At 73.1% G+C, this 24,215-nt stretch carries 9 protein-coding genes; all 9 read left to right on the forward strand.

Translation table 11 applies throughout. The features are described from left to right. The first annotated feature begins 7 nt into the window (after window positions 1-7). The gene (locus tag A6A06_RS29085; protein WP_073765047.1) at window positions 8-6,442 is read left to right on the forward strand and encodes a non-ribosomal peptide synthetase; all 6,435 of its coding nucleotides are present in this window, start codon (window positions 8-10) and stop codon (window positions 6,440-6,442) included. Further along, the gene (locus A6A06_RS29090) at window positions 6,435-10,619 is read left to right on the forward strand and encodes a type I polyketide synthase (RefSeq protein WP_073765049.1); all 4,185 of its coding nucleotides are present in this window, start codon (window positions 6,435-6,437) and stop codon (window positions 10,617-10,619) included. The genes A6A06_RS29085 and A6A06_RS29090 overlap by 8 nt, the downstream gene beginning before the upstream one ends. Window positions 10,620-10,699: 80 nt before the next feature. Then, window positions 10,700-18,091 carry an alpha/beta fold hydrolase gene (locus tag A6A06_RS29095; RefSeq protein ID WP_073765052.1) on the forward strand — a complete coding sequence of 2,464 codons (7,392 nt, stop codon included), beginning with the start codon at window positions 10,700-10,702 and terminating at the stop codon, window positions 18,089-18,091. Window positions 18,092-18,117: 26 nt separating this feature from the next. Further along, window positions 18,118-18,333 (forward strand): MbtH family protein, encoded by a 216-nt coding sequence (locus A6A06_RS29100; RefSeq protein WP_073765916.1) that lies wholly within the window; start codon window positions 18,118-18,120, stop codon window positions 18,331-18,333. Then, the gene (locus A6A06_RS29105) at window positions 18,330-19,538 is read left to right on the forward strand and encodes a cytochrome P450 (RefSeq protein ID WP_079194432.1); all 1,209 of its coding nucleotides are present in this window, start codon (window positions 18,330-18,332) and stop codon (window positions 19,536-19,538) included. The genes A6A06_RS29100 and A6A06_RS29105 overlap by 4 nt, the downstream gene beginning before the upstream one ends. A gap of 13 nt (window positions 19,539-19,551) precedes the next feature. After that, window positions 19,552-20,655 (forward strand): histidinol-phosphate transaminase, encoded by a 1,104-nt coding sequence (gene hisC / locus A6A06_RS29110; protein WP_073765054.1) that lies wholly within the window; start codon window positions 19,552-19,554, stop codon window positions 20,653-20,655. 5 nt (window positions 20,656-20,660) lie between these two features. Next, window positions 20,661-21,179 (forward strand): flavin reductase family protein, encoded by a 519-nt coding sequence (locus A6A06_RS29115; RefSeq protein WP_073765918.1) that lies wholly within the window; start codon window positions 20,661-20,663, stop codon window positions 21,177-21,179. After that, window positions 21,176-22,384, forward strand: a complete 1,209-nt coding sequence (gene fabV / locus A6A06_RS29120; protein WP_073765056.1) for an enoyl-[acyl-carrier-protein] reductase FabV — start codon at window positions 21,176-21,178, stop codon at window positions 22,382-22,384. The genes A6A06_RS29115 and fabV overlap by 4 nt, the downstream gene beginning before the upstream one ends. Before the next feature lie 140 nt (window positions 22,385-22,524). Continuing rightward, window positions 22,525-24,210, forward strand: coding sequence for a DHA2 family efflux MFS transporter permease subunit (locus tag A6A06_RS29125; protein ID WP_079194433.1), 1,686 nt, complete (start codon window positions 22,525-22,527; stop codon window positions 24,208-24,210). Window positions 24,211-24,215 lie beyond the last annotated feature (5 nt).

Here is a 24,215-nt window from a genome sequence, read left to right on the forward strand (position 1 = left end):
CTCAAGCATGCGCGATCGGGAAGAGGAGCGCCGGCCGCTCACCGGGGCCCAGCTCGGCGTCTGGTTCGCCCAGCAGGTCAATCCTTCCAACGCGGCCTACAACACGGCCCAGTACGTCGAGGTCGAAGCACCTGCCGACGCGGCCCGCCTCCGGCGGGCGCTGCGGTGCGCACTGGCCGAAACGGACGCACTCCACGTGCGGTTCACCGTGCACGACGGGCAGCCGTCGCAGATACCGGCCCCGCTCACGGACCCGGTACTGGACGTCGTGGACCTGAGCGCGGAGGCGGACCCGGCGGACGCGGCCGGGCGGTGGATGCGCGAGGACGCCGCCACCCCCGTGGACCTGCTGCGCGGACCGCTGTTCCGCAACGCATTGCTCGTCCTCGGGCCGAACCGGTTCCGCTGGTACCTGCGCTGCCACCACACCGCCCTGGACGGCTACGGCTTCCAGCTCCTGGCCGCGCGCACCGCCGAGGTCTACACGGCCCTGGGGGCCGCGGAAGAGCCGCGCCCCCGGTGGTTCGGCACCCTCGACGGCCTGCTCGCCTCCGAGGCGGACTACCGGTCTTCCGACCGCTTCCAAGCCGATCGCGCCCACTGGTCGCGCCGCATGGCCGGCGTCCCGGATGCCGTGACCCTGGCCCGGCGCCCCTTCGACGGGCCGGCGGTCGGCCTCCTCACCGCCGGGCCCGTACGGGTCGGCGCGCCGGAGGCCGGGCAGAACGCGGACCGGGCCGGACTCGTGATCGCGGCGCTCGCCGGCTATCTGCATCGCATGACACAGGCCGAGGACATCACGCTGGGGCTTCCCGTCGCCGGCCGGTGGGGGGCCGCGGCCAAGACGCCGGGTGTCGTCGTCAATATCCTGCCCCTGCGGCTGCCGGTGCCCCGGGGCGCCACCGTCGGTGACCTGCTGGACGGGGCCGCCGGCCGGCTGCGCGAGCTGCGCCGCCACCAGCGCTACCGCGGCGAGGACGTCCTGCGCGACCTCGCCCTGGTCGGACGGCAGGTGACCGGCCCTCTGGTCAATATCAAGTACTACGACAGGGAACTGGACTTCGCCGGCGACCGGGCGACCGCCACCACCGTCGCCCCGGGGCCCGTCGACGACCTGTCCGTCGTCATCGGCGAGGACCCGGGGACCGGTGATCTCACCGTCGCCTTCGAAGCCAACCCCGAACGTTACGACGAAGCGTCACTGGCCGCTCACCACCGCCGGTTCACCGGATTTCTCTCCGCGCTGGCCGAAGCAGACCCCGGCACCCCGCTCGCCGGGGTGGCGATCCCCGCCACCGGCCCGCGTCCCCCCGCCCGCCCCGCACCGGAGTCCGCGCCGCGCGGCGCCACCCTGCACGGGGCGTTCGAGGCCCAGGCGGCGCGCACGCCCGGCCGCGTCGCGGTCACCAGTGGCACCACCCGCCTCACCTACCAAGAGCTCGACGCACGCGCCAACCGCCTCGCGCGGCTGCTCGTCCACCGGGGCCTGGGCCCCGGCCGGCTGGCCGCCCTGGCCCTGCCGCGCGGCGCCGGCCTGCTGACCGCGCTGCTCGCCGTCCTCAAAACAGGCGCCGGCTATCTGCCGCTCGACCCCCAGTACCCCGCCGACCGGCTGCGGTCCACGCTGGAGGACGCCGCTCCGGCGCTGGTGCTCTGCGACGCGGAAGGAGCCGACCGCGTCCGCGGCGCCGCCGCCCCGCTGCCGCTGGACGACCCGGCCGTCGCCGCCGAGCTGAGCGGACTGTCCGGCGACGCCCTGACCGACGCCGAACGCCCGGCCACGGCGGACCCGGACAGCCTGGCCTACGTCATCTACACCTCCGGGTCGACCGGCCGACCCAAGGGCGTCATGGTCACGCACCACAACGTCCTGCGCCTCTTCCAGCAGACGGACCACTGGTTCGGCTTCGGCCCCGACGACGTGTGGACCCTCTTCCACTCCTACGCGTTCGACTTCTCCGTGTGGGAGATCTGGGGGCCGCTGCTGCACGGCGGGCGGCTGGTGGTGGTGCCCTTCGACACCAGCCGGTCACCCGCGGAATTCCTGCGGCTGCTCGTACGGGAGCAGGTCACCGTCCTCAACCAGACCCCCTCAGCGTTCTACCAGCTCATCGCCGCCGAACGGGAAGACCCCGCCCTCCTCCGGCGCTCGGCGCTGCGCTACGTCGTCTTCGGCGGCGAAGCGCTGGAGTCCCACCGGCTCAAGGACTGGTACGCACGCCACGGCGACGACGCGCCGCGTCTGGTCAACATGTACGGGATCACCGAGACCACCGTGCACGTCACGTACGCCGCCCTCGACCGCGGGACGGCAGACGCCGCCCGGGGCAGCCTGATCGGCGAGCCGGTCCCGGACCTCGGCGTGTATGTGCTGGACCGCGAGCTGCGGCCGGTGCCCGAAGGCGCCACGGGCGAGCTGTACGTGGCCGGTCCGGGCCTGGCGCGGGGGTACCTCGGACGCCCCGGCCTGACTGCCGAGCGCTTCGTGGCCGACCCCTTCGGCGCCCCCGGCAGCCGGATGTACCGCACCGGCGACCTGGCGTGCGTGCTCGACGACGGGAGCCTGTGCTACCTCGGGCGTGCGGACAGCCAGGTGAAGATCCGCGGGTTCCGCATCGAGCCCGGCGAGATCGAAGCCGCCCTCGAACGCCACCCCGACATCGCCCGGGCCGCGGTCGTCGTACGAGAGGACCGGCCGGGCGACAAGCGCCTGGTGGCCTACGCGGTGCCCGTCGCCGGGGCACCGGCCGACACGGCCGGGATGCGGCGGCACGCCGCGCGGCTCCTGCCCGCCCACATGGTCCCCTCCGCCGTGCAGCTGCTCGACGCCCTGCCCCTGACCGCGAACGGCAAGCTCGACCAGCGGGCCCTTCCCGCGCCCGCCGCACCCGGCACCCCGGCAGCGGCCGAAGGCGCCTCGCGGGAAGCGGTCGTCGGCACGCTGTTCGCGGAGATCCTCGGCCTGCCCGCGGTCGGCGCGCAGGACAACTTCTTCGATCTGGGCGGCCACTCGGTGCTCGCCGCCAGACTGATCAGCCGCGTCCGCACCGAACTCGGCGTCGAACTCGCCATCGGCGCGCTCTTCGGCAACCCGACGGTCGCCGGTGTAACGGCCCTGATCGGCGACGCGGACCCGGAGGTGCCCGCCCTGCGGCCGGTGCCGCGCCCGGGAACGGTGCCACTGTCCTTCGCCCAGAGCCGGCTCTGGTTCCTCAACCAGGTCGAGGGCCTGTCCGCCACCTACAACGTCCCCCTGCTGGTACGACTGTCGGGGCCGCTCGACAGGGCGGCGCTCGACAGCGCGCTGGGAGACGTCATCGCCCGGCACGAGAGCCTGCGGACCGTCTTCCCGCAGACCGCCGGTGTCCCGTACCAGCACATCAGGCCCACCGACGCCTGCCGCATTGAGCCAGCCCTCGTCGAGTGCAGCCCCGAAGAGCAGCCGGAACGAGTGCGCGAGGCGCTGTCCGAAGGCTTCTCGTTGGAGAGCGAACTCCCGCTACGCGCCACCCTGTTCCGCACCGGCACGGACGAACACACCCTCCTCGTGGTCATGCACCACATCGTCGCGGACGGCTGGTCCGTCACACCGTTCACCGAGGACCTCTCCACCGCCTACGCGGCCCGTTGCGAGGGCCACGGGCCCTCGTGGCCGGCCCCCCTTCCCGTGCAGTACGCCGACTACAGCCTCTGGCAGCGCGACGTACTGGGTGATGAGCGGTCCCCCGGCAGCCGCATGGCCCGGCAGGCCGCCTACTGGACCGAGCGGCTGGCGGACCTGCCCGAGGAGCTTGCGCTGCCCGGCGACCGGCCCCGACCGCTGACGGCCGGATACACCGGCGGCACGGTCGGCCACCGGATCGACGCCGCGCTCCACGCCCGGCTGCTGCACCTGGGGCGGGAGCACGGCGCCACCCTCTTCATGGTGCTCCAGGCCGGACTCGCCGCCCTGCTGAGCCGACTGGGCGCGGGCGACGACATCCCGCTCGGCACCCCCGTCGCGGGCCGCGGCGACGAAGCGCTGGACGACCTCGTGGGCTGTTTCGTCAACACCCTCGTCCTGCGTACAGACACCTCCGGCGCCCCGGCCTTCCGCGACCTCCTCGACCGGGTCCGCGCCACCAACGTGGCAGCCTACGAACACCAGGACCTGCCCTTCGACCGGCTGGTGGACGTCCTCAACCCTCCCCGGTCGCTGGCCCGGCACCCGCTCTTCCAGGTGATGCTGGCCATGCGCGAACCGGCGCGGGACATCACCGGCATGCCCCGGCTCACCGCTCGCGTGGAGCCGGGCGACACCGACACGTCGCGCTTCGACCTCTCCTTCGTCTTCGCGGAGGAGACCGGGGCGGACCGGGCTCCCGGGGGCGTCGACTGCTCGCTCCAGTACAGCGGGGACCTCTTCGACCGGGAGACGGCGGAACAGCTGCTGACACGCCTGGTGCTGCTGCTGGAGTCCGCGGCCGACGCCCCCGGCACCCCCGTCGCCCGGCTGGCGATCCTCACTCCCCGGGAGCTCGACGACCTGCTGAACGGATGGCAGGGGCCACGGCGTGAGCCGGCGGACGCGACCGCGCCCCAGCTGTTCGAGGCACAGGTGAAGCTCGTACCGGACAAGACCGCCACCGTCTTCGAGGGCGACCGGCTGTCCTACGCCGAGCTGAACGCCGACGCCAACCGGCTGGCCCGCCACCTCGTCTCCCAGGGCGTCGGACCCGAGCACGTGGTGGCACTGGCGGTGCCGCGCTCACTGGAGATGGTGACCGGCATGCTCGCCGTCTTCAAGGCGGGTGCGGCCTACCTCCCCGTGGACCCCGACTACCCGGCCGACCGCATCCGTTACATGCTGGAGGACGCGAAGCCGGCCCAGGTGCTCACCACTACCGAAGCCGCCCACGTGCTCCCCGGCTCGGTCACCCCGGTCGTCCTCGACGCCCCGGTGACCGCGGCCCGCGTCGCGGACCTGCCCGCCACCGACCTGACGGACGACGAGCGCCGCTCACCCCTGTGCCCCGCGCACCCCGCGTACGTCATCTACACCTCGGGGTCCACCGGGCGGCCCAAGGGCGTCGTAGTCTGCCACCGCGGCATCCCCAGCCTGCTCGCGAATCAGATCGAGCGGTGTGCCGTCGGCCCGGACAACCGGGTGCTCCAGTTCGCCACCGCGAGCTTCGACGCGGCCTTCTGGGACGTCGCCATGGCCCTGTTCACGGGCGGCACGCTGGTCCTGGCCCCGGCCTGGCGCCTGATGCCCGGCCCCGAACTGTCCGAACTCGCCGCGGCCCAGGACATCACCCATGTGACGCTGCCGCCGTCGGTGCTGGCGATGCTGCCCGTGGAAGGCGGCCTGCCGCCCACCACCACCATTGTCGTGGCCGGTGAAGCCACCCCGGCCGACCTGGTGGCCCGGTGGTCGCGCGGCCGTCGGATGGTCAACTCCTACGGCCCCACGGAGATCACGGTCTCCTGCGCGATCAGTCCCCCGCTGACCGACTCGGGACAGCTGCCGATCAGCCCGCCCTCGGTCAACACGCGCCTCTACGTCCTGGACCGCGACCTGCGGCTGGTTCCGCCGGGCGTGCAGGGCGAGCTGTACGTGTCGGGGCCCGGCACGGCACGCGGCTACCTGGGCCGCGCCGACCTCACCGCCGTCCGGTTCGTGGCCGACCCGTTCGGGCCGCCGGGCTCGTGCATGTACCGCACCGGGGACCTCGCCCGCTGGCGCCCCGGAGGCCGGCTGGAGTTCCTGGGCCGGGCCGACGACCAGGTCAAGATCCGGGGCTTCCGCGTCGAACTGGGCGAGACCGAAGAAGCGCTGAGCGCTCACGAGGACGTAGCCCAGGCGGCGGTCGTGGTCGGCGCGCAGCGGCCCGGCGACCAGCGCCTCGTGGCCTACGTGACGGCCGCCCCCGGCGCCGCCGGACCGCGCGGCCTTCGCGCGTGGCTGGCCACCTCGCTTCCCGACTACATGGTCCCGTCCATCGTCGTCACGCTGGACGCGATGCCGCTCACGCAGTCCGGGAAGATCGACCGGGTCGCCCTGGCCGCGCGCCCCGTGTCCTGGGCGGCCGGCACGGCCTCGTACGTCGCCCCCGGCGAGGGACTGGAGCGCCGCATAGCCGAGGCGTGGTGCGCGGTGCTGAGCCTGGAGCAGGTCGGCGCGCAGGACAACTTCTTCGACATCGGCGGCCACTCGCTGTCGCTGATCGCCGTGCAGCAGCGGCTCACGGGCGAGCTGGGGCGCCCCGTCCCGGTCGTGGACCTCTTCGCCCACCCCACGGTGGCCACGCTCGCCGCGCACCTGTCGGCCGGCGACAGCGGCGGGCCGTCGGCACCGCGCGAGCACGCCGACCGCGCCCGGCAGCGGGCCGGACTCCAGCACAAGGCCATGGCCCGCCGGGCCGCCAACAGGAACGGAAAGGGAACGCAGCGCAATGGCTGACGACTCTCGTACGGTGCGGGACCTGGACATCGCCGTCATCGCGATGGAGGGCCGCTTCCCGGGGGCCCGCGACGTGGCGGAGTTCTGGGCCAACCTGGTGGCCGGCGAGGAGTCCGTCAGGCCGGTCGGCGAGCAGGAGTTCCTCGCTGCGGGCGGCGACCCCGCCGCGCTCCACGACCCGTACCACGTCAAGGCCGCCGCAGCCGTGGACGGAGCGGACCTCTTCGACGCGGACTTCTTCGGCCTGCGGGCCGACGAGGCCGAGCTGATGGACCCGCAGCAGCGCCTCTTCCTGGAGGTCTGCCACCACGCGCTGGAGCAGTCGGGGCACGACCCCGACCGCTTCGACGGGATGATCGGCGTCTACGGCGGGGCCAGCCAGAGCAGGTACTACCTGTCCCATGTACGCCCGCGCTTCGACGAGGCGGACGAGCCGCTGCGGGCCTGGTCGGCGTCCATGGGCAACGACCCCGGCGTCTTCGCCACCCGCGTCGCCTACGCGCTGAACCTGACCGGCCCCGCGCTGACCGTCCAGACAGCGTGCTCCACCTCGCTCACCGCCGTCCACCTGGCCTGCCAGGACCTGCTGTCCTACCGCTGTGACGTGGCGCTGGCCGGCGGGTCGTCGGTCAACCCGGCCGCCCGGCGCGGCTACCGCTACACGCCCGACGGCCCGTTTTCGCCCGACGGCCACGTCCGGGCCTTCGACGCGCGGGCCGAGGGCATGGTCCCCGGCGACGCCACGGCCGTGGTCGTCCTCAAACGCCTGACCGACGCGGTGGCCGACGGCGACCGCGTCCGTGCCGTGATCAAGGGCACCGCGGTCAACAACGACGGCAGCCGCAAGGTCGGCTTCACCGCGCCCAGCCCGCTGGGCCAGGCCGAGGTCATCCTCGCCGCCCACGCGGCCGCCGAGGTCGACGCCGGGACCATCGGCTACGTGGAGGCCCACGGCACGGGCACCCCGGTCGGCGACCCGATCGAAGTCACCGCGCTCACCCAGGCGTTCGCGGAGACCACCCGCCGTACGGGCTTTTGCGCCCTCGGCTCGGCCAAGAGCAACATCGGGCACACCGACGCCGCGGCGGGCGTGGTGGGCCTGATCAAGGCCGCCCTGGTGGTGGAGCACGGACAGATCCCGCCCACCCTCCACTACACCGCTCCCAACCCGCTCATCGACTTCGAGGCCTCCCCCTTCCGCGTCAACGACCAGCTGACCGAGTGGCCGGCCGGGCCGGCGCCACGGCGGGCGGCGGTCAGTTCGTTCGGCATCGGCGGGACGAACGCCCACGCCATCCTGGAGGAGCCCCCCGCCACTCCGGCGGCCGGAACCGGCGACGGCTGGTACCTGCTGCCGTGGTCGGCCAAGTCCGACGTGGCGGCCGACCTCTTCGGCACCCTCCTGGGCGACCACCTCGCCCGCACCTCCGGCCTCGGCCTCCGGGATGTGGCGCACACCCTCCGCGAAGGCCGCCGAGCCTTCCCGTACCGCCGCTTCGCGGTGTGCCGCGACCGGGACGAGGCCGTGGCACTGCTCGGCACCCCGGCACCCGCCGCCCCGCCCGCCGATCTGACCGAGCGGCCCGTCGCTTTCCTCTTCCCGGGCGGCGGCGCGCAGTACGAGGGCATGGGACGGAGACTGTACGAGACCGAACCGGTGTTCCGCGAGGCACTGGACCGCTGCGCCGCCATCCTGGAGCCTGTACTCGGCTTCGACGTGCGCGCCACGCTGCACCGCGGGGAGGAGGGCCCCCGGTCGAGCCTGCTGCCCGGACTGGTCGCGACCGAGTACTCCCTCGCCACCCTGCTGATGTCCAAGGGCGTCCGTCCGCAGTCGCTCATCGGGCACTCGGCGGGCGAGTACACCGCCGCCTGCCTGGCCGGCGTGCTGTCCCTGGAGGACGTGCTGCCGCTGGTCGCCAAACGGCAGTGGCTGCTGGAACGCGCCGGCGGGGTCGCGGTGAGCGTCTCGCTCGGCGAGCGGGACCTCGGCGCCTACCTCACCGGCCGGGTGTCCCTGGCGGCCGTCAACGCCCCGGCGCTGAGCACCGTGTCGGGCCCGGAGGACGAGATCCGGGAGCTGGAGGCACGCTGGGACGCCGACGGCGTCGAGTACCAGCGGGTCCACTTCCCCAGCGCCGTGCATTCGTGGATGCTGGACGCCGTCCTCGACGACTACGCGGCCGCGCTCGCCAAGGTCACCCTCCACCCTCCGGCGATCCCCTTCGTCTCCAACGTCACCGGCACGTGGATCACCGCCGAGGAAGCGACCAGCCCCGCGTACTGGCTGCGGCACACCCGGTCGACCGTGCGCTTCGCCGAAGGCCTGGAGGAGCTGTGCGCGGGCAAGGAACCCGTCCTGGTCGAGGTGGGGCCGGGCCGGATCCTCACCCGGTGTGCGCGTATGCGGTTCGACGACACCGTGCCGACGGTGGAGACCATGCGCCACCCGCGCGCCGACCAGCACGACCAGCAGGTGCTGCTCACCGCGCTCGGCCGGCTCTGGCAGCTCGGCGCCCGCCTGACGTGGGACGAGGAGAACGGCGCCGACGGCCGCCGGGTGCCGCTGCCCGGATACCCCTTCGAACGCAAGCGGTACTGGCTGGACGAAGTACGGTCCGGCGCCCCCGCCGGGCCCCGCACCGGCCCTGGCACGGAACGGGACCTCGCGGAGGCCGAACGACGGCTGAGGCGGGACGCCCCGGTGTCCACCGTCCCGCCGCGGCTGCGTGCCGACTTCGACCTCCTCGCCGCCCTTCGGGCCACCGCGTTCCTGCGGTCGGCAGGCGTGGACACCACGCCCGGCCGCACGTACACGCCCGAGGACCTGATCGGCCGTTTCCGCCCCGCCGGCCCGTACCGCGAGCTGCTGGACGCGCTGCTGCACATGCTCCAGGAGTCGGGGGTGCTGGCCAGGGAGGGCACGGAACTGCGGTTCACCGGCAGCGGTGACGACGCCCCGGAGCAGGAGCGGCTCGCGAAGTCCGTCGTCGAACGGCATCCCTCGCTCGCGAAGGACCTGGAACTCCTCGACACCTGCCTGGCCCACTACGCGGACGTGGTGCGCGGCGACACCGACGGCACCGCGGTGCTCAGCCCCGACGGTCGGACGGACCTGACCGCCGAGGTGCTCGAAACCCACATGGAACAGGGCGACTTCGGCCTGTACCGCACCCTGCTGGCCGAACACGTCGCGGAACTGGCGCGTGCGGCGGGCGGGCGTCCCTTCCGGATTCTGGAGGCGGGCGCCGGACGCGGGCGGCTGACCTGGGCCGTGGCCGAGGCACTGCGGGGCATTCCAGGAGTGGAGTACCGGGTCACCGACCTGGGGCAGTCCTTCGTGCTGGAGGCCGAACGCGAAGCGGCACGGCGCGGCATCGACTTCATGACGTTCGGTGTGCTGGACATCGGCCGGGCTCCCGAACCGGGCGCGCCCGGCGGGTTCGACGTGGTGCTGGCCTTCAACGTGCTGCACGTCCCCGCCGACCTGCGGCAGTGCGTACGCACCATACGGGAGATGCTGGCCCCCGGCGGTGTGCTGTGCGCGGTGGAGACGGTGCGGATGCCGTGGGCGTCCGAGCTGTCCGTGGGCCTACTGCCCCAGTGGTGGGCGTTCACCGACGACCTGCGCCGCCACTCCCCGGTCGTGCCGGCCGGCCGGTGGCGGGAGCTGCTCGGCACGGAGGGGTTCGACGGGGTGCGGGTCCTCAGCGACGAGAGGGAGGACCAGCCGCTGGTCCCGCACGCGCTCATCGTCGGCCGCCGCCCCACGACGGACGCCGCCGAAGCCGTCGTGCGGAGCGCGGCAGGCCGGGCCCCGTCGCCGGAGCAGACCGCCGCGGCCCGGCAGGCTCGGCCCGCCCTGGGCGTCTCCCACCGCGCCCCGTCGACGGACACCGAACGCGTCGTTGCCCGGCACTGGGAGGAGATCCTGCGCATCGACGGCGTCGGTGCCGACGACAACTTCTTCGACCTCGGTGGTGAATCGCTGCTCGCGCTCCAGCTCGTCAAGCGGCTGCGGGACGAACTGGGCGTCGAACTGCGGGTGAAGAAGCTCATGGAAAAGCTCACCGTCGCGACGATGGCGGCCGAGGCCGACGCGCTGCGCGGCGGCGCGGACTCGGCCCCCGCCCCCCGGATCGCCCGCAGCGCCCGCCGGGGGCGGCGGGCCGGCTGACCCGCACCACCGCCGAAGTCCCTTTCCGAATCCTGAATCACCGGCGAAGAGCCGGGTGCTAGCCGCCAAGGAGTACACCCATGCCGTCAGCTTCGACGAGCGAGACGCAGGAGCCCGCCACCGACGTGCGGACGGCCCCCGACGAGGCGGCCGACATCCTGGAGTTCCCAGCCACTTACGCCCAGCAGGGACTGTGGTTCTTCTACCGCCTCAACCCGCGCAGCGCCTTCTACAACGTGTCGATGGTGCACCGGCTCCGCGGTGCACTGGACACGGACGGGCTCCGTGCGGCGCTGAACGACGTCGTACGGCGCCATGAGGCGCTGCGGACGACGTTCCGCGAGCACGACGGGGAACTCCGCCAGGTCGTCTCCGACGCCGTGGACATCGCGCTTCCCGTGCACGAGGCAGCCGGTACGGCGTCCGGCGGTACGGCGCCGCACGAGGTGCCCGCGGTACGCGAACAGCTGACCGCGCTGATCCAGGAGCCCTTCGACCTGGAGAACGGTCCGCTGCTGCGCGCAGTCCTGGTGCGGTCGGCGGACGACGACCACTTGCTCGTCCTGTCCATGCACCACATCGTGGTGGACGGCTGGTCCCTGGGGATCTTCCTCAAGGAGCTGGGCGAAGCGTACGGGGCACGCCGGACGGGTGGCGTCCCCGACCTGCCCGAGCTGGCCATCCAGTACGGCGACTATGCCGAGTGGCAGGCCGAGCAGCTGCGCGGACCGGCACTGGAGGAAGGGCTGGAGTACTGGCGCGCCCGGCTGGGCGGCGACCTGCCCGAACTGCGCCTGGCCACCGACCGCCCGCGCCCCGAAGCCCGCTCGTTCGCGGGCGCCCGCTTCGACTTCGGCTTCGACGAGACGCTCACGGCCCGGCTGAAGGACATGTGCCGGTCCGAGGGCGTCACCCTGTACATGGCGCTGTTCGCCGGTGTCTCCGCGCTGCTGCACCGCTACACCGGGCAGGACGACTTCGTCGTCGGCACCCCGATGGCCGGGCGCGACGACGCCCAGACCCAGCCGCTCATCGGCTCGTTCGTCAACACCCTCCCGATGCGTGCGGACCTGGCGGGGAACCCGTCCTTCACCCGTCTTCTGAGCCGTGTACGGGAGATGAGCCAGGGGGCCTACGCGCACGACGACATCCCGTTCGAGAAGATCGTGGAGGATGTCGCCCCGCAGCGCGGCATCGGGGCCAACCCGCTCTTCCAGGTCACGTTCGCGCTCCAGAACTACGAACTCGGCGGCTTCGAACTGGACGGCGTGGAGGCCGAGCGGATCGCCGTCGAAGAGGGCACCGCCCGGTTCGACCTGGAGGTCCACTGCTGGGACGACCCCCACCGGCTGCGCGGCTCCTTCGTCTACAGCACCGACCTGTTCGACCGCGCCACCATGGAACGCATGGCCGCCCACCTCACCCGGGTGTTCGAGGGCGTACTGGCGGACCCCTCCCGGACCGTCGGAGAACTGTCCCTTCTCACCGAGGACGACCACCGGATCCTGGACGCGGTCGCCGGTACCGACGCCGGGCCGGACGCCGACGCAGGAAAGGACGCTGACGCCGGGCCGGACACCGACGCCACCGTGCCGCGGCTCTTCGCCGTCCGGGCGGCGGACCGCCCCGACGCGACGGCCTTGCGGACGGGGAACACCCGCTTGTCGTACCGGGAACTCGCCGCGCGCGTGAGCGCCCTGGCCGACCGCCTGCGCCGGTCCGGGCTGACCCCGCGGACCCGGGTCGGCGTCCACCTCGCCGACCCGGCCGACGCGCTCGTGGGCACCCTCGCCGTCCTGGAAGCGGGCGGCGTCTGCGTACCCCTCGGCCCCTCGGACGATCCGGCGCTGCTGGCCCGCTCGGTCCGCCGGGCCGGGCCGGGCCTGCTGCTCACCCGGGGGGACACGGCCGGTGCCTGGGCCGACGGCCTCGGCACCGTCGAGATGGACGCCGTCGCCCCGGACACCGCGGCGGACACGGCGGAGGCACCCGGCCCGCCCGCCGGTTCCGCGCCCGCCCTCGTGCTGGACGCGCCGGGCGGGCCGCTCGTCCTCGATCACGCGGGACTCGCCGACCGGCTGGCACGGCTGGCCGGACTCTGTGCCCTGACCGCCGACGACGTCGTCGCCCGGCACGCGGTGTGGGGCCAGGAGCGCGCCGTGTGGGAGACCCTGCTCCCGGTCTGCCACGGGGCGGGCCTGGCGGCCGCCGAAGGCCCTGGTGCGCCCGAGGGGGCGACCGTGGTGATCGCCGCCGACTCCGACCTGCCCGGCCTGCTGGCCACGGACGCACCGGGCAGCGCGCCGCGGGCGCTGCTGTGCCTGGCCCCGGTGCCGTCCCCCGCCCTCGCCCGGCGCTGCCACGACCGTTTCGGCCCCGTACTGCGCTGGGTGTACGCCACCCCGCAGGCGGGACCGGCCGGTGTGGCCGACCCGGCACCGGCGGACACGGCGGTGCCCTTCACGCCCCTGCGCGCGGTGCGGGTGCTGGACGCGCGGGGCGTCACCGTCCCGGTCGGCGTGCCCGCCGAGGTGCACGCGGGCGGCCCCGGCCTGGCCCGCCCCGCCGACGGGGCAGCCCCCGCTTCCTGGGCGCCCAGCGGTGACCTCGGCAGGATCACCGCCAACGGCAAGCTGGAGGTCCTCGGCCGCCTCCCCGGCACCGCCGTCGTTGCCGGAATTCCCGTGGACCTGGCCGAGGTGACCGCGGCGGTCCTGGCTGAGCCGGCGGTGGCCGAGTGCGCGGTCGTCGCACGCCGCGCCGCGGCCGGGCACACCGAACTCGTCGTCCACGCCGTCCGCTGCGGCCAGGTGACCGCGCAGCGCGTCGCGCAGGCCGCCGGCGCGGCCCTGCCCGGCGGAGCCGCGCGGGCGGCGGTGGTGTTCGTGACGACCCTGCCGCGTACCCCTGGCGGCGGAGTGGACACCGCGGCTCTGAGCGAACTGCCCGTCCTGGACGACGAGCTGGCCGCTGCGTGGGAGCGGGCCCTGTCCGAGCGCGACGCCCCGGCCGTCGTGGTGGTGGCCGAGAGCACCCCGGCGCCCACGGCCGACGACTTCGTCAATCTGCGGGCTCTCCCCCGTGACACCGCCGCGGGCGGCGCCCCCGACGGCGCGGGTACACCGGAGCCCTCCGGCGTACCGGCGATCAGCAGCGGCGGACCGGCGCTCGACCCCGGCGCGGCCAACCTCGCCGAGGTGCTCCGCCGCGTCGCCGACGACCCGGCCTCCGGCGGCATCGTCTACGTCTCCCACGAGGGGGAGGAGGACCACCAGTCGTACGCCGCGCTGCGGGACGAGGCGTTCCGGGTGCTCGGCGGGCTCCGCACGTCGGGCGCCCGCCCCGGCGACAAGGTGATCCTCCAGCTCGACGGTAACCGGGACTTCGTCACCGGCCTGTGGGCCTGCGTGCTCGGCGGGTTCGTCGCCGTGCCCCTCGCCGTCTCGCCCACCTACGCGGAGGACACCGCCGCCACCAACAAGCTGGCGGGCGCGTGGTCGCTGCTCTCGGAACCGCTGCTGCTCACGGACCGTGCTCTCGCCGGCCCGCTGCGCGCGATGGGAGAGAGGCTGGGCCGGCGCAACCTCCGTATCGCCGTGATCGACGAGCTACGGGGCAGCCGGGCGGCGGCCGACTGGCACTCCGCCGAGGGCGACGAGCTGGTCCTGCTGCTGCTGACCTCCGGCAGCACCGGCCGCCCCAAGGCGGTCGAGCTGCGCCACCGCAACGTCCTGACCAGGACGGTGGCCGCCCAGCACGTCTACGGGCTCACTCAGCACGACGTCTCCTTCAACTGGATGCCGCTGGACCACGTCGGCGGTATCGTGATGTCTCACATCCGCGACGTATTCGTCGGCTGCCGGCAGATCCAGGCGCCCACCCAGTGGGTGCTCGCCGATCCGCTGCGCTGGCCGGCCAAGATGTCCGAGCACCGGGCGACGACCACCTGGGCCCCGAACTTCGCCTTCGGCCTGATCGCCGAGCGCGCCGAAGCGCTCACCGGACAGGACTGGGACCTGAGCGCCCTGCGCGTCGTCATCAACGGCGGCGAGGCCATCGTCCCCCGGGTCACCCGGCGCTTCATGGAGGCACTGGCCCCGCTCGGGCTGCCCGGCACGGCCATGCGCCCGGCGTGGGGCATGTCGGAGACGTCCTCGGGCGAGGTCGACGATCGTTTCGACGTGGCGAGCAGCGGCGACGACGACCAGTTCGTGTGCGTGGGCGCGCCCTTCCCCGGGTTCACCATGCGGATCGTCGACGGCGAGAACGCCGTCGTCCGGGAAGGGATGCCCGGACGGCTCCAGGTCAAGGGCCCGGCCGTCACCTCCGGGTACTACCTGAACCCCGAGCAGAACGCGGAGTCGTTCACCGAGGACGGCTGGTTCGAGACCGGCGACCTCGCCGTGCTCCGCAACGGCAAGCTGACGATCACCGGGCGTGCCAAGGACGCCATCATCATCAACGGCCACAACTTCCACAGCCACGAGCTGGAGGAGTGCGCCGAGGAACTCGACGAGGTCGAACGGTCCTTCACCGCGGCGTGCGCGGTGCGCGGCACCGACAGCTCCACGGACGAACTGGCCCTGTTCTTCTGCCTCAAGGACGGGGCGGACGAGGCGGCGGCGCTCTCTCTGATCCGCGCCAAGCTCCTGCGCGAGGCCGGCGCCAACGCCTCCTACCTGGTGCCCGTCACCCGCGACCGCATCCCCAAGACCGAGATCGGCAAGATCCAGCGGACGTTGCTGCGGCGGCAGTTCGAGGCGGGGGAGTTCGCGGCCGAACTGCGGCGCACCGGCGCCGCCACAGACCACGACGCGACGCTGCCCAACTGGTTCCACCGCCCGGTGTGGCGGCGGGCCAACACCGGGCCCCGGCCCCGTACGCCGGAACCCGGCCGCACCCTGCTCGTCGCCGACGGCCACGGGGTCGCCGAAGCCCTGGCCGGCTTGCTGCGCGACCGCGGCGAGCACTGCACCGTCGTGCCCGCCGACGCCGCACACCTGCCCGCGGACGGCGTCGCCGACCGCGTCGTACACCTCACCGGCTGCGCTCCGTACGAGGAACTGCCGACAGGCACCGAAGAGCTGGCCGGGGCGTACCGCAGGGGGCCACTCGCCCTCGCCGAACTGGTCGGCGCTGTGGCCCGGAGCAACTCCGCGGGCCGTCCGGTCGGCCTGACCGTGGTCGCCACCCACAGCCAGTGGGTGCGCGACGGCGACCGGGTGATGTGCGAGCGGGGTGCGTCGGCAGGCGTGGTCAAGTCCGTCGGCCAGGAATACGAGTGGCTGCGCGCCACGCACATCGACGCGGAGCCGGAGGAGCCCGCGCAGCTCGCGCACCGGCTCCTGGAGCTCCTCGACGCCGCCGACAGCGAGCCCGAGCAGGCACTGCGGGACGGGGAGCGCTGGGTGCGCCGCATCGAGCGGCTGTCCGTGGCTCCGGACGCGGCCGCCGGGTTCCGGCCCGGCGAACTCGTCGTCATCAGCGGCGGTCTGGGCGCCCTTGCCGCCGAGGCCGCGGCCCACCTGATGTCCGTCCACGGCGTGCGTCCGCTGCTGCTGGGCCGGACGGCCCTCCCCGCCGAGGAAACGTGGGACGAGGTGCTCGCCTCCGGTGGCCCAGCCGCCGAACGGCTCGCCGTGCTGCGCCGGCTGCGCACCCTGGGCGCCGTGCACTACGCGGCTGCCGACGTCACGGACGAGGCCGCCGTGCGCGCGGCCGTCCAGGAGGCCGAGACACGCTTCGCGGAGCGTGCGGCCACCGTCCTGCACCTCGCCGGGCACTTCCACGAGGCGCCGGTGACCGAGGCGGGCGAAGCCGACTGGGCCGGTGTCACCCGCGCCAAGGTGCTCGGCGCCGCGGTCCTGCACCACGTGATCAAGGACCGGCCGGGGGCCCGCTTCCTGTCCTACTCCTCGGTCAACGGCTTCTTCGGCGGCGCCAACGTGACCGGCTACGCCGCCGCCAACGCCTTCCTGGACACCCTGGCGGTGCACCAGTCGACGGCACACGGCATGCGGGCCCAGAGCCTGGCCTGGACCATGTGGGACGAGCTGGGCCTCAGCCGCGGCTACGCGCTGAAGGCCCTCACCGAGGCCCGCGGCTACCGCATCCTCGCCCCCGGGCAGGGCGTCGCCTCCCTCGACGTCGCCGTGCGGCACGCGGCCCCGCAGGTGCTGATCGGCCTGGACCACACCGCGCCGTGGGTGGCCGGCCGGCTGCTGACCCCCACCGCCGCACTGCACCGGCTCGTCGGCTACCGCACCACCGGGGCCGCCGACGAGGGCCGCGGCGACCTCGGCATCCAGGACCGCTACGGAGCCCGTACGAACTGCGAGTTCGCCGTGGTGGCCGAGCTACCCGTCACCGGGACCGGCGAGGTCGACCGACGGCGCCTGGCCGAGGCGGACGGCGCAGGCGCCACGGCCTCCGTGCCCGCCGGCCGTCCGCGCAGCGCGGCCGAGGAGGCCGTCACCGCCATCTGGTGCGACCTGCTGGGCCTGGAGGAGATCGGCGTCCACGACAACTTCTTCGACATCGGCGGGCACTCGCTGCGCGCGGCCATGCTGCTCAACCGGCTCCGCGCGGAGCTGGGAGTGGACCTGACCATCGCCGCGCTCTTCGAGAACCCGACGATCGCCGGGCTGGCAGGACAGCTCGCCCCGACGACGGACCAGGACCCCCTGGCGGTGCTTCTGCCCCTGCGCCGTGACGGCGACGCCGCCCCCCTGTTCTGCCTGCACCCCGGCGGCGGTATCAGCTGGTGCTACGCCGGGCTGCTCGGCGGCCTGCCGGACCGGCACCCGGTCTACGGGATCCAGGCACGCGGGCTGAACGGCGAGGAGCCGCTGCCGGCCACGCTGGACGAGATGGCCGACGACTACCTGGCGCAGGTGCGGGAGATCCAGCCGGAAGGCCCGTACCACCTGCTCGGATGGTCGTTCGGCGGTGTGATCGCGCACGCCATGGCGACCAGGCTGACCGACGGCGGCCACCGGGTCGGCGTGCTCGCCATGATCGACGCCTGGCCCGCGGACCCGGAGCTCGACCCGGAGTTCGGCGACGACCTGAACATCGAGAAGGAGATGCTCGGCGCGCTGCTCGCCGACTCCGGGTACCAGGGGTCCGTCGACGACGGGGAACTCACCCGCACCCGGGCCCTGGAGATCCTGCGCGGCGAGGGAAGCCCCCTGGGCAACCTCACGGAGGAGAGCATCACCTCGCTCGTCGCCATCGCGGCGAACAACGTCAAGCTGCGCGCGGGCGCCCTCGAACCGTACGACGGTGACCTGATCCTCTTCCACGCCGACGGCGACGACCGCGACGCGGACACCGTGACGCGCAGCTGGCGCAGGTACAGCACCGGCCGGATCGACAACCGTCCCATGGCCTACGGCCACAACAGCATCATCCACCCGAAGCCGCTGGCCGAGATCGGCGCGGTGCTCGGGGAGCGGATGGCGGACGGATGACACCCGGAAGCACCAAGGAGATGACCATGACCAATCCGTTCGACGACCCGGACGGCACCTTCCGGGTCCTGGCCGACGGCGAGGGTCGGCACTGCCTCTGGCCGCAGGCGCTGGACGTACCGCGGGGCTGGGACGTCGTGCGGGACGCGGGCAGCCGTCAGGAGTGCCTCGACTTCGTCACCAGGAACTGGACCGACCTGCGGCCGCTGAGCCTGTCGGCCGGAAAGGACGCGGACCGGTGAGCCACCCGAGGCCGTCCGTCGGCGTCAACCTGCTGGACCCCGGCAACTACGCGGTGGACAACCAGCCGCGCCTCTGGCGGCGGTTGCAGAACGAGTGCCCCGTCGGCTGGCACGAAGCCACCCTCGGCGTACCGGGGTTCTGGGTACTGTCCCGCTACGCGGACATCATGGAGGTGTTCAAGGACACCACCACCTTCAGCTCGGCCCGCGGCAACATCCTGGGCACCCTGCTGGCCGGCGGCGACCCCGCCGGAGGGCAGATGCTCGCAGTCACCGACCCGCCGCGCCACCGGGACCTCCGCCGCATCCTCCAGGGCGGCTTCTCCGCGCGGTCGATGCAGCGCATCGCGGACAGTGTCCGCGCGGTGTCGCGGCGGCTCGTCGCCGAGGCCGTCGAGCGCGGCACCTGCGACTTCGTGGCGGATGTGGCGGCGCGGATCCCGCTGGAGGCGATCTGCGAACTGCTCGCCGTCCCCGTCGCGGACCGCCCGCGCATGCTGGAGCTCACCTCCGCCGCGCTCGATGCCGGCAGCACGCCCATGGAGGCCGCCAGAGCGCAGAGCGACATCATGAACTACTACGCGAAGCTGGTGCCCGAGCGCCGGGCGAACCCGCAGGACGACGCCGTGAGCATGCTGGCGGCCGGTGCGATCGACGGAAAGCCGCTAAGCGAGGTCGAGGTCTTCCTTAACTGCTACAACCTGATCATCGGCGGCGATGAGACCACCCGCTTCTCGGGCGCCGGCGGCCTGCTCGCGCTGATCGAGCACCCGGACCAGTGGCGGGTGCTCAAGGAGCGGCCCGACGTCATCGACAGTGCCGTGGAGGAGATCGTCCGCTGGACGTCGCCCGCCCTGCACATCGCGCGGGTCACGACGGCCGACACCACCCTCCGGGGGGCCAGGGTCGCGGCGGGCGACATCGTCACCCTGTGGATCGGTGCGGCCAACCGTGACGAAGAGGTGTTCGACTCCCCCTACACCTTCAACCTGGCGCGCACCCCCAACAAGCACATGGCGTACGGCTTCGGCCCCCACTTCTGCCTGGGCGGCGCGCTGGCCCGGCTGGAGATGAAGATCCTTTTTGAGGAGATACGGGAACAGGTGGGCTCCGTCAGCCTGGCCGGCGAGGTCGAGTACTCGCGGTCCAACTTCCTCACCGGCGTCAGCAGACTCCCTGTCGCCTTCACCCCGAGTACCCGCTGACCACGGAAGAGACATGATCCCGATCACCACCGGCCCCCGGCTGCGCCCGACGCTGGATGCCGTCCCCGGATACACGCCCGCGCGGATGCCCGCCGGAACGGCGCCCGTCCACCGGCTGGCCGCCAACGAAAGCCCCTACCCGCCGCTGCCCGGCGTCCTGGAACGGCTGGCCGCCACCTCCGGGGACGCCAACCGCTACCCCGACCCGGGCTGCCGCGAGCTGACCGCCGAACTCGCAGCCCGGCTGGGTGTGCCCGCGGCCCACATCGCGGTGGGCACCGGTTCGGTCGGCGTCACCCAGCAGTTGCTGCAGATCGCCGCCGGACCCGGGGACGAGGTCCTCTACGCCTGGCGGTCCTTCGAGGCGTACCCCGTGATGACCCGGCTCGTCGGGGCCGTACCCGTCCAGGTGCCGCTGACCGGCGACGAACGGCACGACCTGGACGCCATGGCCGCGGCCTTGACCGAACGCACCCGGCTGGTCATCGTGTGCAACCCCAACAACCCGACGGGCACCATCGTGGGCCGCGCGGAGCTCAGGACGTTCCTGGACCGGGTGCCGTCCGACGTCCTGGTCGTGCTGGACGAGGCATACGTCGAGTTCGCCGACGACCCCGACTACCCGGACGGCATCGAGCTCTACCGCGACCGCCCCAACGTCTGCCTGCTGCGCACGTTCTCCAAAGCACACGGCCTGGCGGGAATGCGGGTCGGATACGCCGTCGCCCACGAGCCGGTGGCCGCCGCCCTGCGCAAGGCCGCCGTGCCCTTCGGGGTGAGCCAGCTGGCGCAGGACGCCGCCGTCGCCTCACTGCAGTCCGTGTCGGCCATGCGGGACCGCGTCGCCGCGCTGACGGCCGAACGCGCCCGCGTCTTCGCGGGATTGCGGGCACAGGGCTGGAGCGTGGCGGACACACAGGCGAACTTCGTGTGGCTGCGGCTCGGCGACCGGACCGCGGCGTTCGCCGACGCGTGCGCCGAAGCGCGGGTGTCCGTCATGGCGTTCCCCGGGGACGGCATACGCGTCAGCGTCGGGGACGCGTTGGACAACGACCAGTTCCTGCGCTGCGCCGCGCGGTTCGGGGCCTCCGGCACGACGGCGGAGGAGAGCCGGTGAACCGTATGACCACCCTTGTCGAAGGCGACCGGTTCAAGGACGTGATGGCGGCCGTCGGCGCTCCGGTAACGATCGTGACCGCCTTCGACGGGGACGTGCCGCACGGGACCACCGTCACCGCGTTCTCCTCCCTCTCCCTCGACCCGCCCCTGGCCGACATCGCGCTGAGCGAGAACTCCGCCCTGCTGCCCAAGATCATCCGCAGCGGACGGTTCGGGGTGAACGTACTCGCCCGCCCGCAGGAAGAGTTGGCACGCCGCTTCGCCCGGCGGGACGTCGACCGGTTCGCCGGAGCCGACTGGTACGCCGACGACGGGCTGCCCCGGCTCTCGGGGTGCACGGGCTGGCTCGCCTGTGACGTCCGGCAGACGGTCGAGAGCGGCGACCACGTACTGATCATCGGCGCGGTGACCGCGGCAGGGCGGTCCGCCCGCACCGACCCGTTGATCTATATGAACCGAACCTTCGTTACGCTTTCCAGCGATTCTGCCACCACGCCCGCCAGCACGAGGACTGTTTCATGAGCGCACGCATCATCGCCCCACGCAACCGTGGGTTCCTCTTCCTGGAGGCACACCCCACGGGCTGTGCCCGGGGAGTGCGCGACATGTGGGACGCGGTCACCCCCCGGCAGGCGGACACGACGAGCGACGACGCCCCAGTGGCCCTGGTGATCGGCTCGTCCTCCGGCTACGGCCTGGCCGCCACCATCGCCGGACTCGCCCGGACCGGCATCCGTGGCATCGGCGTCTCCTTCGAGAAAGCCCCGAACGAGCGCAAGGCCGGCACCGCGGGGTGGTACCGGACCGCGGCGACCGCCGAACTCGCCCGCGACACCGGGCGGGAGATGCACTTCCTGAATGGAGACGCCTTCTCCGACGCCATGAAGAAGCAGGTCTGCGATCTCGTCGAAGAGCGCTTCGGCCGCCTCGACCACCTGATCTACTCCGTCGCGGCCCCGCGCCGTACCGACCCGGAGACCGGCGTCACCTACTCCTCGGCCCTCAAGCCCATCGGCGAGACAACCCGCATGAAGACCCTCGTCTTCGACGAAGAGGGAACACCGGAAGTCCGCACCGTGGTGACGGAGCCGGCCGGTGGCGACGACGTCGAGCAGACGGTCGCCGTCATGGGCGGATCCGACTGGGAACGGTGGGTCACCTGCCTGGCGGACCGCGGACTGCTCGCCGACGGCTTCACCTCGGCGGCACTCTCGTACATCGGCTCGCCGCTGACCGCCGGAATCTACCGCCGGGGCACCATCGGTGCCGCCAAGGCCCACCTGGAGCAGACCGCCCGCGCGCTCGACGAGCGGCTGGGCGAACTGTGCGGCGGCCGTGCCGTGACGTCGGTCAACGGTGCGGCCGTGACCCAGTCCTCGACGGCCATCCCGGGAATCGCCCTGTACACCGCCCTCCTGCGGGAGGTCCTCGGGCAGGACATGGTGTCGCCCGTCAACCAGCTGGCGGGCCTGTGGGACCAGCTCACCGGCGTGACTCCGCTCGTGACGGACGACGAGGGACGAGTCCGGCTCGACACCTGGGAGCTGGAGCAGGCAGTACAGGACGCCGTCGGCGCGCGCTGGCAGGAAGCCACCACCGCCTCCGTCGCGAACCTCGGCGACCTGGACTGGTTCCGGGACAGCGTCCGGCAGCTGTTCGGCTTCAGCGTGCCCGGCGTCGACTACTCCGCGCCCGCCGAGACCGACGTGGCCTGGCCCGTCGGCTGACGCCTCGGGCGGGGGCGGGGGCGTGCGGGGGATCAGCGGAGCAGTACGAGGCGTACGCCCGGCGCCGCGCCCGGAATTCCCCGTACTGCTTCATCACTGAGCTGACGCGCCGTTCTCCCCGACCTGAGGAACGCACACGTATGAGCGAGACAGTCGATACGCGACAGGAAGCGCGAAAAAAGGGGGAAGAGGGGTCGGACGGCGCCTCGCCGTCCGACCCCTCGCCGTCCGACCCCTCGCCGTCCGATGCCTCACCGTCCGGCGGCCGGGGACTGCGCGGGCACCCCTGGCTGACCCTGATCACGCTCTCCATAGGGGCGATGATGGTGTCGCTGGACGGCACCGTCATCACGGTGGCCCAGCCGGCCATGCAGAGCGGCCTACGGGCCGGCCTCACCGAGATCCAGTGGGTGACCAACGGCTACCTCCTGGCCGTCGCGGTACTGCTGATCACCGCCGGCAAGCTCGGTGACCGCTTCGGCCACCGGAAGATGTTCCTGGCCGGCGTGGTCGGCTTCACCGCTTCCTCCGTGGCGATCGGCCTGTCCGCGAACATCACGTGGGTCATCGGTCTGCGCGTACTACAGGGCGTGTTCGGTGCGTTGATGCAGCCCGCCACCCTGGGGCTGATGCGGACCGCGTTCCCCGCGGACAAGCTGACGATGCCGATCGCGATCCGCAGCGCGGTGATCGCCGCCTCCACCGCGGCCGGCCCGATCGTCGGCGGGCTGCTGGTCGAGCACGCCGGCTGGCAGTGGGTCTTCTTCGCCAATGTGCCGCTCGGAGCGCTGGCCCTCGGCCTGGGGCTGCTGGTGCTGCGGGACGTACGGACCAAGGGCGCGGCCAGGCCCTTCGACATCGCCGGCGTCCACCTGCTGACCGCCGCGCTGGCATCGCTGGTGTGGGGCCTCACCCAGGCACCCGCCCACGGCTGGACGGACCCGCGGACGCTGGGATTCCTGGCGGCCGCGCTCGGGCTGGGATGCTGCTTCGTCCGGCGGGAGAGCCGGGCCGACGAGCCGCTGGTCCCCCTGCGGATGTTTCACTCGTCGCAGTTCTCCGCCGGTGTGGTCCTGATGATCGTGATGTCCTTCATCATGTTCGGGGCTCCGTTCATCCTCGTCTTCTACCTGCAGAACGTCCTGCACCTGTCGCCGATGGAGAGCGGCATACGGGTACTGGGGCTGACCGGCATGATGATCCTCGGCGCCCCGCTGGTCGCGATCTGGATGAGCCGGGTGGGGCCGCGCCTCCCCGCTCTGCTCGGCATGGCCGTCACCGCGGCGGCGATGACCGCCCTCTCCCAACTCGGGCCGCGCCCTGCCACCGTGCACTTGGTCCTGTGCTTCTTCCTGCTGGGCCTCGGCTTCAGCCCGGTCATGGTCAGCGCGACCAAAATCGTCCTCAGCAACGCCCCGATGGAACTGTCCGGGGTCGCGGGCGGGATCCAGCAGACCGCCATGCAGGTGGGCGGCAGCCTCGGCACTGCTGCTCTCGGAGCGATCGTGGGTGCCCGCGTGGACTCCCTGCTGCCCGGCCGCCTTGCGGAGGCCGGGGTCGCGCTGCCGTCCGCACGGGCCGACGCGGCGTCCCAGGCCGTGTCGGTGGGACTCGTCCCACGCGGTGTGGGGGAGAGCGCGGACGCGTCGGCGCTGGCGCGGATCAGTGAGCTGACGTTCCTCGACGGCATGGAGTACGCGCTGCTCGCCGCCACCGCAGTCGCCGTCCTCGGGGCCCTGACGGCGCTGCTCGTCCGGGGCCGCGGCCCCGCCGAGCCGGACGACGAAACGCCCCCAGCGCGCACGGCGGAGACGCACGCACGGTAGGCGCA

It is taken from the genome of Streptomyces sp. CB02923 (assembly GCF_001905005.1).
Lineage (GTDB): Bacteria > Actinomycetota > Actinomycetes > Streptomycetales > Streptomycetaceae > Streptomyces.

Bases quoted from the DNA above. Each gene is read 5' to 3' on its own strand.
- A6A06_RS29085 (WP_073765047.1), top strand. From the start codon at position 8: ATGCGCGATCGGGAAGAGGAGCGCCGGCCGCTCACCGGGGCCCAGCTC.
- A6A06_RS29090 (WP_073765049.1), top strand. From the start codon at position 6,435: ATGGCTGACGACTCTCGTACGGTGCGGGACCTGGACATCGCCGTCATC.
- A6A06_RS29095 (WP_073765052.1), top strand. From the start codon at position 10,700: ATGCCGTCAGCTTCGACGAGCGAGACGCAGGAGCCCGCCACCGACGTG.
- A6A06_RS29100 (WP_073765916.1), top strand. From the start codon at position 18,118: ATGACCAATCCGTTCGACGACCCGGACGGCACCTTCCGGGTCCTGGCC.
- hisC (WP_073765054.1), top strand. From the start codon at position 19,552: ATGATCCCGATCACCACCGGCCCCCGGCTGCGCCCGACGCTGGATGCC.
- A6A06_RS29115 (WP_073765918.1), top strand. From the start codon at position 20,661: ATGACCACCCTTGTCGAAGGCGACCGGTTCAAGGACGTGATGGCGGCC.
- fabV (WP_073765056.1), top strand. From the start codon at position 21,176: ATGAGCGCACGCATCATCGCCCCACGCAACCGTGGGTTCCTCTTCCTG.
- A6A06_RS29125 (WP_079194433.1), top strand. From the start codon at position 22,525: ATGAGCGAGACAGTCGATACGCGACAGGAAGCGCGAAAAAAGGGGGAA.